This is a genomic window from Pseudomonas sp. Irchel 3E19, from assembly GCF_900187585.1.
GTDB classification, from domain to species: Bacteria; Pseudomonadota; Gammaproteobacteria; order Pseudomonadales; family Pseudomonadaceae; genus Aquipseudomonas; species Aquipseudomonas baetica.
The window spans coordinates 39,919-52,313 of record NZ_FYDT01000043.1; the positions used below are offsets into that span (position 1 = coordinate 39,919).

Consider the following 12,395-nt stretch of genomic DNA (forward strand, 5'->3'; position numbering starts at 1 on the left):
TGGGAACGACCATCAAAGTGACCGCGCAATAATCTCCTTCATGATTTCATTGGTGCCGGCATAAATCCGCTGCACTCGCGCGTCCGCCCAGGCACGCGCCACCGGGTATTCCCACATGAAGCCGTAACCGCCATGCAACTGCACGCATTCGTCGAGCACCTTGCATTGCAGGTCGGTGCCCCAGTATTTGGCCATCGCTGCGGTCGGTACGTCGAGTTTGCCTTGCAGGTGCAGTTCCAGGCACTTATCGACAAAAACCCGACCGATCTGAATCTCCGTGGCCATTTCCGCCAGCTTGAAGCGAGTGTTCTGGAAATCGGCAATCGCCTTGCCGAACGCCTTGCGATCACGGGTGTAATCGAGTGTCCATTGCAGCGCCGCTTCCGCCGAGGCCAGACCACCAATCGCCACGGTCAGACGCTCCTGGGGCAGCTCCTGCATCAGATAGGCAAACCCCGCCCCGGCCTGACCCAACAGGTTTTCTTTCGGCACGCGTACATCCTGGAAGAACAGTTCCGAGGTGTCCTGCGCCTTCATACCGACCTTCTCCAGGCGTTTGCCCTTGTCGAAACCCGGCGTATTCGCCTCGACCAGAAACAGGCTGGTGCCCTTCGCTCCGGCTTTCGGATCGGTCTTGGCAACAACGATCACCAGATCGGCGAGGAAGCCGTTGGTGATGAAGGTTTTCGAACCGTTGATCACGTATTCGTCACCGTCCAGTACTGCTGTGGTCTTGACGCCTTGCAAGTCGGAGCCCGCGCCCGGCTCAGTCATGGCAATCGCCGTGACCATCTCGCCCGACACCAGTTTCGGCAGGTATTTGTGTTTCAGCGCCTCGCTGCCGTAATGCAGGATGTACGGTGCGACGATGTCCGAATGCAGTGAAAAACCAATACCGGTCAGGCCCAACCGGCCAACCTCCTCGATCACCACCGCGCTGTAAAGAAAGTCCGCCCCCAGACCACCGTACTCTTCCGGCAGGTGCGAGCAGAGCATTCCCGCCTCCCCTGCCTTGTTCCACAGCTGGCGGTCGATATAGCCTTGTTTTTCCCACTGCGCATGAAACGGCACCGCCTCTTTTTCGAGGAAGGTTCGTACGCTGTCGCGGAACAATTCGTGCTCGGAGCTGAACAAGGTTCTGGGGATCATGCGGCACCTTTCTTCTTGTGGGTGGGATATGACCTTCAGAGACTAAGCCTCACCTGAGATACAGGACACTGGACACATCCGACAAAAAATAAGACGATCCAGCCGTCTGGTGACCACTTTCCCTTATAAAAACAAAACAAAAAGTTGAATTATGTCCAAGCAAGTCTCCACGCCCTTGCGGCGCGTCAGCATCCTGGCCATTGACCGGGTTTTCGCCTCCACCCTCATGCAAGCCAAGGATTTCTTCCATCTGGCCAGCCTGCGGTACGGTAAACAACTGGGCCACGGCCTGACCCCGGCGTTCGAAACGCGCCTGGTCAGCCCCGACGGCAAACCGGTGAACAGCTTCAGTGATGTCCTCATGCCGGTTGACGGCGAGCTCGAGAACGCCGACGTCATCATCCTCCCGGCATTTTGGGACGACTTCGACACCTTGTGCAGTCGATACCCACAAGTGCTGCCGTGGTTGCGCGAGCAACACGCCCGCGGCGCCGTTTTGTGCGGCGAAGCCACCGGCGTGTTCTGGCTGGCCGAAGCGGGCCTGCTCAACGGCAAGGAAGCGACCACCTACTGGCGCTTCTTCAACGCGTTTGCCGAGCGTTTCCCGAGGGTGTTCCTCAATCAGGACAAGCATCTGACCGACGCCGACAACCTCTACTGCGCCGGCGGCACCACGTCGGCCTGCGACCTCTACATTTACCTGATCGAACGTTTCTGCGGCGCCAATGTGGCGCAAGCCGTAGCACGCGACATTCTTTATGAAGTGCAGCGCAGCTACTCGCCGGGACGCATCGGTTTTGGCGGGCAGAAGCTGCATCAGGACGTGATCATCCTGCAGATCCAGCACTGGCTCGAAGAACATTTCGCCGACAAGTTCCGCTTCGAAGATGTCGCCCGCGAGCACGGCATGAGCATTCGCAACTTCATGCGCCGTTTCCAGACCGCGACCGGCGACAAGCCGTTGCACTACCTGCAACGACTGCGCATCGAGACGGCCAAGGGCTTGCTCTCGGGCAGTCGCAAGAGCATCAAGACCATCAGTTATGAGGTCGGCTACGACGACGCGAGCTTCTTTGCGCGCTTGTTCCGCCAGCACACCGAACTGTCGCCGAACCAGTATCGGCAGCAGTTTCAGCAGGCTGCTTAACCGCAGCAAACACCTTCATGTGGGTGTCATCGCACCCACATGAAAACCCTGCCAACGTACTTTTCCCACGCAACAAACCGAATTTACAGCCCCTGCGCACCCTGATTGCCGACTGTTCGGTGCAGACCTGGCTGTTCAATATCTTTCCTGTCAAAACCATCAGGGAAGATCAGTCGTGACTATTGGATCAAGCTATAACTACCCGTCGCAAGCGAACGGTGACACCACACGCGCCAAGCGCTCGAAGCACTCACCGTGGGCTGGCCGTTTCCCCAACCCTCCTGACTTGTGTTTCGACTATCGAGCACTGGTCGAACAGGCAAACGGCGTCGCACAAGCGACTGCACCGCAACACAAAATCTGCATCATCGGCGCCGGCATCACAGGCCTCACTGCGGCGAGGGAATTGCACCGCTGCGGTTTTACCGACATCACATTGATCGAACAATCCACCCGCGTGGGCGGCAGACACCTGACCGTGCCAGGCAGCCCGCGCTCGTCGGCCAGCCATACGCCGTTTGAAATGGGCGCGATGCGCATGCCCTTTTTCAATCGAGCGGGCGAATCGCCAACAGAGGGGCGCTCGCTGATGGCTTATTACACCAAAGCGTTTGACCTGGCCTTTTCGGACTTCGCCAATCCAGGCAGCCAATGGGTCACTTCTACCGGCATCTTCCTGCGTGAAGGCAGCATGAGCGATGAACGGACGCCGCAAATGCTCATCTGGAAAAATGCAGACGGTGACACAGCCCCACCCGGAGCAGACCTGCAGGCGGTTCATGCCAAATGGAAGGCATTCGCCGATCGCATGACACGCCACGTTGCGCGCGCTTACGCAAGCAATGAATGGGAAGCGATGTGGGCCGCCATTGTCGAAAAATACGAAAGCGTGTCCTTTCGAGATCTGGTCAGCATGGCGGTGCTCGATACCTGGGACACAAATGCGCCTGGTGACTTTGGCGGTATGGGAATGAATGCGAAGGAATCGGCGCTGTTCTATGCCATCGGTATCGGCGATGGCAGTTGGGGGGCTTTTTATGACGTGTGTTCACTCTACCCGTTACGCACCGCCATTTTTGGTTTCAGCAGCCAGTTGCAACTGATCCAGGGTCGCGTCAACGCGGCGGGTGATCCGTTAGCCGACTCCCCCCTTCTGCACAGTAATGCGATATTTGACTCCACCGGACAAAGCTTCGAAAAACCCCGCTACATCGGGCTCGCAGCGCTCGCTGAATGCCTGCTGTTCATGAAGCCCGATGAAGCCGCCGACTCCTTCTACGAGCATTGCCTGAAACGACCTGACGGTTTGCTCATGGATACCTCTGTTACCCGCATCGAGAAACTCGGCAACTTGAAGTCGCGAGTGTATTTCAACGTCAGGCACAGCATGCCCCAATATACCCAGGAGCAATTCGATGACTTTGACTCGGTCATCATCACACTGCCTTCCTGGCTACTTGAAACCCGGGTAAAACTCGAAAACTTCACGCCGCAAATGCTGCCCTTCGAGATCATCAACGCTTACAAGACGGCGCATTGGGAAACCAGCTGCAAGGTCTTCGCCCCCCTGAAAAAATCATTCTTGTCAGGCAAGAGCAAAATCCCTCAGGCCATCGTCACCGACAGTTTCATCCACGATGTTTATACCTATCGCTACAACGACAACTACAGCTACGACTGCATTCTCCTGAGTTATACCTGGGAAGATGACGCCACCAAGCTCGGTCTGTTCACCGACAAGGAGTTGGTGACCCGATGCGCCAAGGAGCTGGATCGAATCCTGATGAAATCAGCCAATATCCAGGAACGTATTTCTCCGTATATAGGGCTCGATAAAGCCGTGGTACATCGTTGGATCACCGACAAAAATGCACTGGGATGCGCAAAGCTTTATCGACCCGGTGGCTACTACGATGCTGTCAGCCTGATGAAATACAACCGCGATTTCGCCCACGCCTCGGGACTGTATCTGTGTGGCGAATCGTTTTCGGTGGATGCCGGCTGGACAGAACCGTGCTTCAGAGGCGCTATCGACGCAGTCATTCACATCTGTGACAAAACCGCGGCGACCTTCAATGGCGGTTTTTCGATGAGCGATTACCCGCACTACAAAATCGCAACCTGAGCGCCCCTTTCGGCCCTCCAGCCCCTCTACTACGCGCCTGGTTGCAGGCCTGCCATGCGTATTCCCGTTCCCGAGTCCAGCAAGCGCGGGAAATGGACTACTGCCTAAACGGAAGTGGCTGACTTACTCGCACTGGCTTTTCATTTCTTATGACCACGCAACTCCACAACGTGAATAACAATAAGAAAGGGTCATTTGAAATGAGCGAGTCAGTCAGCCCAGTTCGTCTAGCAGTTATCCAGTTCGACCCTCAGGTCGGTATCGAAAACCAGCGCGAGAACCTTCGCCAGAGCTTGATTCTGGCTCAAGAAGCCGCCAATGGCGGCGCCAATCTGATCGTCCTGCCCGAGCTGTCCAGCACCGGGTATTTCTTCAGCAATCGGCAGGATGCCTTCGATCACTCGGAGTTGATTCCCGATGGCCCCAGTGTTCAGGCGTGGATGAACTTCGCCCGCGAGCACAACGTTTATCTGGCAGCGGGTTTGACCGAGCGAGATGGCATGCGGTTGTTCAATACCGCCGTGCTGGTAGGGCCCGACGGCTTCATTGGCAAATATCGCAAGGCACATCTGTGGAATCTGGAAAAGCTGTGGTTCACGCCAGGCGACCTGGGTTTCCCGGTATTCGAAACGCCCATTGGCCGAATAGGCTTGTTGATCTGCTGGGATATCTGGTTCCCCGAGGTACCGAGGATCCTCACTCAGCAAGGCGCGGACATTATCTGCAGCTTGAACAATTGGGTCTGGACCCCTCCTCCTCTTTTTGACGAGGCCGGCAAATGCATGGCGTCGTATCTGACCATGACAGCCGCACACGTCAACAATGTGTTCATCGCCGCAGCCAGTCGCATCGGCGAGGAACGCGGTGCGCGCTATCTCGGCTGCTCATTGATTGCCGGCACCAATGGCTGGCCGATTGGCGCAGTGGCATCGGCAGATAAACAGGAAATCCTGTTTGCTGATATCGACCTGACCAGTTCACGCAGTGCGCCCATCTGGAACAGTTTGAACGACCTGCATCGTGATCGTCGCGGCGACCTCTACGACTCGATGCTGGGTTACCGCCACCACCCTTGCCTTCCACGCTGACAAGGGGCCTGACCATGGGAAACACTACAGAAGCAAAACTGGCCATCCGCCCGCTCTCCAGAACGCCGATGGACACCTCGATCGTCCTGCTGATGCTTGGCACGATCCTGTCGATCATCTGGCTGTCATTCACTTACCGCACGTCCTGGGCGGCTTCTTGGCCGGACTACAACCACATGGTGTCGAGCCTGCCTGACGCAAGCGCCTGGGTGCGCTGGGTGTTGGGAGACATCAGCGAGGTCGCATTCTACAAACATGAATTCGCCTCAATCGGGCTGCTGGCCGGTGCTTATCTGGCTTACTGGGCGAATCGAACGGGCAAGGCGTGGCAAGGCTTCGCCATTTGTTACGGCAGCGGACTCTGGCCGTGGCTCGTCACCAGCTCTTTGCTTGGCTTGCTGTTGAGCAATCTGCTGTGGGGCTGGACGGTCACTTCCACCAGTTGGCAACCGACCTTTGCCGCCTTCGTCTCTCTGCCGGCGGCCATGGTGTTGATGTTCGGCGGCGGCTGGAAGGTCACGATCAATGGCGCAATCATGGGTGCCCTGCTGGTTACCCCGATGAGCCTGTTGTTCGTCAACTATGTGGTCAACCCGCTCCAATTGCCTGTTGTCATCGGTAACGTCTCGGGCATGGCGGTGGCCAGCGTCCTCGCGTTCCTGCTCTGCCGGTATCTGCCAAGCCTGGTGAAATCCGCTCACACCGACGAAGCAAAAAAATCCACGCCCGCGCCGTTACCCGAAAAGAAACCTGACTACGGCGTCGTATGGAGCTTGCGTCGTGTACTTGCAGACTTTTCCGAGGCACCGTTCTATGGCAACGAATGGGCCAGCCTCGGCCTGATACTGGGCGCTTTGCTGGCATTCACCTTGAACCCGCTGAGTCCGGTTTACGGCTCCGCAGTTTTACCGCAACTGATCGCTGCACAAGCACTGACGTCGGCGCTGGGCGTGGTGATCTGGCGGCGGCAATGGATACAACGCGGCTGGTATCCCACTTACGTGCCACTGGTGTCGGTCGTTCCGGCGGCGGTCCTGACGTATGGTGGCAGCTGGTCGGTGATCGCACTCAGTGCGCTACTTGGCGCGTTGATGGCTCCACCGCTGGCCTGTGCGCTGGCCAAGCGGTTGCCGCCGGACATGCATGGTTTTATCGGCAATGTATTGTCGATGGCCGTGAGCACGGCCGTCATCATTCCGTTGATCGGATGGCTGATCGCTGACTGAAGCCTGCCGTGTTCAGCTGTATCTGGCCTTGAGTTCCAGATACAGCACTCTCTCATCACAACCGTGCGAGGTATCAAATGGCGTTGCCAAAACTAGCAATCGCGGCGGTAGGTGGCACCGTAAGCATGCAAGCAAAGTCTGTCGGCGAGGGCGTCATCCCTACGGTTGACGCACACACCCTTCTGGCTTCGGTGCCGCAATTGCAGACGCAAGCACGCATGACCGTTGAAACCCTTGGGCTGTTGCCCAGCGCATCGCTGGATTTCGACTTCCTGTTGAGTGTTCTTGCCTGGGCGAGCGACCAGGTCAGGCAAGGGGCGATTGGGGTGGTGATTACCCAGGGCACCGACACTCTGGAGGAAACAGCCACATTCCTCGATCATCTATGGGATCACGACGAACCGCTGGTCCTGACCGGCGCCATGCGTTCGGCTGCACATCCCGGCGCCGACGGCCCAGCCAATCTGCTGAATGCCTGCCAGGTGGCATTAGCGGCAAGCAGCCGTCAGCGTGGCGTTCAAGTGGTCATCCATGGGCAGATTCATTCGGCCAATGCCGTACGCAAAGCTGATTCTCTGGCGTTGCAGGCGTTCTCCTCCCCCATCGTCGGGCCCGCCGGATTACTGGTAGAAGACACGGTTCACTATCTACGCCCACCCCACAAGCGCACGGTTCTACCGCTGCCTGGGCACACGGGCCAGAAAATTGCCTTGCTGGAGGCCTCGTTGTCGGCCGATAGCCTGTTTCTGGAAAATGTCATCACGCTCGGCTATGACGGTTTGGTCATTGCTGCCTTTGGTGCAGGACATGTTTCCGAGCAATGGGCCGACGTCATCGAAAGCGTTGCCGGAAAAATACCGGTGATCATTGCGACTCGCACAGGCTCCGGGTCCACGGCTAAATCTACCTATGGATTCAAGGGCAGTGAGATGGATTTGATCCTGCGCGGCGCGGTGATGGCCGGTTTTGTCTGTCCGCGTAAAGCGAGGATCCTGTTGTGGCTGCTGGTCGGTTGCCAGCAACAAAACAACGTATCGAACTTTCTCGCTTGATTAATCCGAACGCAAAAAAAGGCCTGCAATTGCAGGCCCTTTTTTATTCGCCGAATCTGTTCAAGGCTTGTGCGCCCGCGACAGAAACTCGTGCGATTGCATCTCCAGCAGACGGCTCAGCGTGCGCTGGAACTCGAAATTCAGGCGCCCGCCGGTGTACAGGTCTTTCAGCTCGACTTCGGCAGAAATGATCAGCTTCACGTTACGGTCGTAGAACTCGTCGACCATGTTGATGAAGCGTCGGGCGATGTCATCGGTAGTGACGCTCATCTGCTCGACACCGCTGAGCAGCACGGCGTGGAAGATTTTGCCCAGTTCGATGTAATCGTTCTGGCTACGCGGGCCGTCGCACAGTTCGCGGAAGTCGAACCAGGCCACGTCATCGCAAGTGCGTAATGCACGAATTTCACGGTTCTCGATCATCAACACGTCGTTCTCGACGGCTGCTGTGCATTCCGGCGTCAGCGCCTTGAAGCTCTTGCGCAAGCTCTCGTGAGCGGCTTCGTCGAGCGGATAGTGGAACAGTTCCGCTTGTTCGAGGTGACGCAGACGATAGTCGACGCCGCTGTCGACGTTGACGATCTCGGTGTTCTGCTTGATCAGCGCGATGGCTGGCAGGAAGCGCGCGCGTTGCAGGCCGTCCTTGTACAGGCCGTCCGGAACGATGTTCGATGTTGCGACCAGGGTTACGCCGTTCTTGAACAGCTCTTCCATCAGCGTGCCGAGAATCATCGCGTCGGTGATGTCAGAAACGAAGAACTCATCGAAGCAGATAACCCGCGATTCAGTCGCAAAACGTTTGGCGATGATGGTCAGCGGGTTTTTCTCGCCGCCGAGGGTTTTCATCTCTTCGTGCACACGCTTCATGAAACGGTGGAAGTGCGTGCGGGTCTTTTCCTTGAACGGCAGCGCTTCGAAAAAAGTGTCGACCAGGTACGTCTTGCCGCGACCCACGCCGCCCCAGAAATACAGACCCTTGACCGGCGTCTGATCCTTTTTGCCAAACAGTTTGCTCAGCAGGCCCGGCTTGTTCTGATCGGCGGCGATCAGATCCTCGTACAGGCGCTGCAAATGACGCACAGCAGTTTCCTGCGCGGCGTCATGGAAGAAGTCCGGGCGTTTCAGATCAGCTTGGTATCGTTCTAGGGGCGTCATAATTCGTTAGCAAGGCAACAAAAACGGGCCGTCACTGTAGCGACGGCCCGTGGGAATGGCAATCAGCCCTTGGTCGGGCCGAGCCGCGGATTATTCCTGAACCGGTGTCAGAGCAACGCGCAGAGCCTCTACGGCCGCCTCGCGTGCCGCGCTGTCAGCGAACGCCGGGCTGTCGCCGACGCACTCGCCTTCCAGCCACACGCTGAAGCTCAGGTCTTCGCTGCGCACGTCCAGTGGTTGGCCGGATTGCAGTTGCTTGGTCACCTGCCCTGCGGTTTTGCCATCGGCGAAGTTGCGCGACAGCAGCAGTTGCTCGCCATCGGCCGCCAGCAGACGGAAACGGAAGCTGCCGTCGTCCTCACGGAAACTGACGAAGCGCGCAGCTTTCGCGGCTTTCTTCTTGGTGGTCGCAGCCACTTGAACCTGATTGACGAACGAACGCAGGCCAACCGCTTCACGCAGTTCGTTGAGGAACGGCGTGGCCACGGCGCGGGCCTTTTTGGCGCCGATCTGCAGGATGTCTTCCAGATCCGCCGGACGCTCGATCAACTGGTGATACTTGTCGCGCGCCTCGCCCAAATCATTGTCGAGCAGCTGGAACAGACGGTTCTTCGCCTCGCCCCAACCCAGACCGCCGAGCAGTTCGCTGCGGAATTCGTCAGCCTGCGCTGGCGTGGCGAATGCCTGGAACAGGGTGAACAGGTGCGAGTTGTCCGGATCCTTGGCTTCGCCCGGCGCTTTGGAGTCGGTGACGATCCGCGAGATCGCGTCCTTCATATCCTTGGCGCTGGAGAACAACGGGATGGTGTTGTCGTAGCTCTTCGACATCTTGCGACCGTCGAGGCCTGGCAACGTCGCCACGCTTTCCTCGATCAGCGCTTCGGGCATGGTGAAGAACTCTTTGCCCTGACCGAACAGGTGGTTGAAGCGCTGGCCGATGTCGCGGGCCATTTCCACGTGCTGGATCTGATCGCGACCGACCGGCACTTTGTGCGCGTTGAACATCAGGATGTCCGCGGCCATCAGCACCGGGTAGCTGTAGAGGCCCATGGTGATGCCGGCATCCGGGTCTTCGCCGGTCTCGACGTTCTTGTCCACCGAGGCCTTGTAGGCGTGGGCGCGGTTGAGCAGGCCCTTGGCCGCGACGCAGGTCAGCAACCAGGTCAGCTCGGGGATTTCCGGAATATCGGACTGACGGTAGAAGGTCACACGATCGACATCCAGGCCACCGGCCAGCCAGGTCGCAGCGATTTCCAGACGCGAGCGCTGGATGCGCAGCGGGTCATCGCATTTGATCAGGGCGTGGTAGTCGGCCAGAAAGTAGAACGAATCGGCATTGCTGTCGCGGCTGGCGAGGATCGCCGGGCGAATGGCGCCGGCGTAGTTGCCCAGGTGCGGCGTGCCGGTGGTGGTGATGCCGGTAAGGATACGGGTACGGTTCGTCATGGGTAATCGCTTGTCAGACTGCAATCAATTCGAGAGACGCGGCAGGATCAGATCCTTGAGATCGGTCAACTTGCCATGAAAAAAGTGTCCGCATTCTGCCACTTTCAGCAGCTCATGGGGGCGCTGGAGTTTTTCAGACCATTGGTAAACCCGTTGCGGATCGATCACTTCGTCGGTTTCCGGCTGGATCACGGTCAACTCGCCATGCTCTGGCAGTTGATCCTGATCGCTCAGGCGCATTACCGCTGGAGCGACCATGAACAGATGGTTGAGCTGCACGCCTTGGGCTTCGAGACGACCACCGAGACTTGCTGCAACAAATCCGCCGAAGGAAAAACCGAACAGAGTCAGTGACAGATCCGGGTGTTTTTCTCGCAGCCATGCAGCAGCGGCCTGAGCGTCATCGACTTCGCCAGTGCCCATGTCGTGCGTGCCTTCGCTGGCGCCAACGCCGCGATAGTTGAAGCGCAAGGTGATAAGGCCGGCGTCGCGCGCGGTACGCTGCAGGGTCGAGACGACCTTGTTAAGCATGGTGCCGCCCTGCACCGGGTTCGGATGGCAGATCAGCGCGATGCCGCGCGGCTGCTCGTTATCCAGATACAAAGCTTCCAGTTGACCGACTGGGCCATCAATCACTACAGGGGTTTCACGCATCAGCAAGGAAGGAACTCCGTGACCTCGAATCGGGTCGACTCGTCTAGCAAATTGTCTGTGCCAATCTATTGCGAGTGAATCGCGGTATACAGCGCAGGTTCGAGCCGTTAACGTAAAGCAAAGCCGTTTATAGAGGAAGGACTCGTGGAACACTCGCTCTTAGTTTGGTTGTTACCGACTCTTGCCCTGGTTGTGGGTGTCGCCATTGGATTCCTGATCGCGCGTGTTGCGCCGAACGCGGCGCCGAGCCGTACGCAGCGTCAACTGGATGATATCCAGGAGCGTTTCGACAGTTATCAAAACGAGGTGGTCACCCACTTCAACAGCACCGCGATGCTGGTAAAGAAGCTGACCCAGAGCTATCAGGAAGTGCAGGATCATCTCGCCGAGGGCGCCAATCGTCTGGCCCTGGACGAGCAGACCCGCCAGCGTTTGATCGCTGCCCTGCACGCTGACGCTGCGCAGGCACCGCGCGAACGCCTGACGCCACCGCGCGATCAGGAGCCACCGCGCGACTACGCACCGAAGACCCCGAACTCGCCGGGCATGCTCGATGAGCATTATGGTCTGAAGAAGTAATCGGGTTTCGCGCCCAACAAAAAGCCCCCGGACAATGCTGTTGTCCGGGGGCTTTTTTGTATCTGCTGATTTTGCGGTGACAACACGGGCCTCTTCGCGGGCAAGCCCGCTCCCACAGGGGTCAGGTGTGGAACACAGGTTTTGTGGCCACCGCCAATACCTGTGGGAGCGGGCTTGCCCGCGAAGAGGCCGGCACTGCCCGGACAAAAAAATGCCCGATCACAGGATCAGGCATTTCTTCATTCAGGCAATCAGTTACGGATACTGCTGAACCGTGCCCGGTTGCTGTTGCTGTTGCTGTTGCTGTTGCTGACCACCTTACTGCTCCCACAGGGGTCTGGTGTGGAACACAGGTTTTGTGGCCACCGCCAATACCTGTGGGAGCGGGCTTGCCCGCGAAGAGGCCGGCACTGCCCGGACAAAAAAATGGTTCTTCACGGATTACCGGGAAAGACGCTCTTGATTTTCATGAAAAAGAATTCGCTATCCCGGTAACCGTACGCCATCCGTTTGATAACCTTTATTCGATTGTTTATGCCTTCCAACTGCCCCGTGTGCATCGGCCAGCGAACCCGGCTGACGATTCCCCGCCAGTAACCCTTTAGCCGTTTGGCGAACAGGATCAGAGCCGGTATCGCGCTTTCATCAGCGTGGCGCAGCCATTGCTTCCAGGCTGATCTCCAGCCCCAGGCGGTACTTGGCGTCCAGAGCGTTTTGAGTTCAGCTTTCATCAAGTAGACCGTCATCAACGCTTGGTTGGCCGCCAGCAAATCC

At 57.8% G+C, this 12,395-nt stretch carries 11 protein-coding genes; 6 read left to right on the top strand and 5 right to left on the bottom strand.

Annotation, left to right across the window (positions count from 1 at the left end; genetic code table 11):
* Window positions 1–12: 12 nt before the first annotated feature.
* The gene (locus CKW18_RS22570) at window positions 13–1,149 is read right to left on the bottom strand and encodes an acyl-CoA dehydrogenase family protein (protein ID WP_095190825.1); all 1,137 of its coding nucleotides are present in this window, start codon (window positions 1,147–1,149) and stop codon (window positions 13–15) included.
* Window positions 1,150–1,399: 250 nt separating this feature from the next.
* Between CKW18_RS22570 and CKW18_RS22575 the strand changes: the two genes are divergently transcribed.
* The 5 genes from CKW18_RS22575 (at window position 1,400) to CKW18_RS22595 (ending at window position 7,787) form a co-directional block, all read left to right on the top strand.
* Window positions 1,400–2,296, top strand: coding sequence for a GlxA family transcriptional regulator (locus tag CKW18_RS22575; RefSeq protein ID WP_170947306.1), 897 nt, complete (start codon window positions 1,400–1,402; stop codon window positions 2,294–2,296).
* A 175-nt stretch (window positions 2,297–2,471) separates the two neighbouring features.
* The gene (locus CKW18_RS22580) at window positions 2,472–4,421 is read left to right on the top strand and encodes an FAD-dependent oxidoreductase (protein ID WP_095190827.1); all 1,950 of its coding nucleotides are present in this window, start codon (window positions 2,472–2,474) and stop codon (window positions 4,419–4,421) included.
* A 200-nt stretch (window positions 4,422–4,621) separates the two neighbouring features.
* On the top strand, window positions 4,622–5,509 hold the full coding sequence (locus CKW18_RS22585) for a nitrilase family protein (protein WP_095190828.1): 888 nt from the start codon (window positions 4,622–4,624) through the stop codon (window positions 5,507–5,509).
* Window positions 5,510–5,523: 14 nt separating this feature from the next.
* The gene (locus CKW18_RS22590; RefSeq protein ID WP_095190829.1) at window positions 5,524–6,735 is read left to right on the top strand and encodes a hypothetical protein; all 1,212 of its coding nucleotides are present in this window, start codon (window positions 5,524–5,526) and stop codon (window positions 6,733–6,735) included.
* Between the two features lie 77 nt (window positions 6,736–6,812).
* The gene (locus tag CKW18_RS22595) at window positions 6,813–7,787 is read left to right on the top strand and encodes an asparaginase (protein ID WP_095190830.1); all 975 of its coding nucleotides are present in this window, start codon (window positions 6,813–6,815) and stop codon (window positions 7,785–7,787) included.
* A 60-nt stretch (window positions 7,788–7,847) separates the two neighbouring features.
* On the opposite strand, the gene zapE is transcribed toward CKW18_RS22595, so the two are convergent.
* The 3 genes from zapE to CKW18_RS22610 all read right to left on the bottom strand — a co-directional run bounded on the left by zapE (window position 7,848) and on the right by CKW18_RS22610 (window position 11,042).
* Entirely contained in the window at window positions 7,848–8,942 is a 1,095-nt protein-coding gene (zapE, locus tag CKW18_RS22600; protein WP_034156483.1) for a cell division protein ZapE, read from the bottom strand.
* A 90-nt stretch (window positions 8,943–9,032) separates the two neighbouring features.
* Window positions 9,033–10,388: a tryptophan--tRNA ligase gene (locus CKW18_RS22605; RefSeq protein ID WP_095190831.1), complete on the bottom strand. Its 1,356-nt coding sequence runs from the start codon at window positions 10,386–10,388 to the stop codon at window positions 9,033–9,035.
* 24 nt (window positions 10,389–10,412) lie between these two features.
* Complete coding sequence (locus CKW18_RS22610) at window positions 10,413–11,042, bottom strand: alpha/beta hydrolase (protein WP_095190833.1); 630 nt, start codon at window positions 11,040–11,042, stop codon at window positions 10,413–10,415.
* Window positions 11,043–11,186: 144 nt separating this feature from the next.
* On the opposite strand from CKW18_RS22610, the gene CKW18_RS22615 reads away from it, so the two are divergent.
* Window positions 11,187–11,621 (top strand): YhcB family protein, encoded by a 435-nt coding sequence (locus tag CKW18_RS22615; RefSeq protein ID WP_064392879.1) that lies wholly within the window; start codon window positions 11,187–11,189, stop codon window positions 11,619–11,621.
* Window positions 11,622–12,055: 434 nt separating this feature from the next.
* On the opposite strand, the gene CKW18_RS22620 is transcribed toward CKW18_RS22615, so the two are convergent.
* Window positions 12,056–12,395, bottom strand: a 340-nt coding sequence (locus tag CKW18_RS22620; RefSeq protein ID WP_141233123.1) for a transposase, incomplete at its 5' end; no start/stop codon positions are given.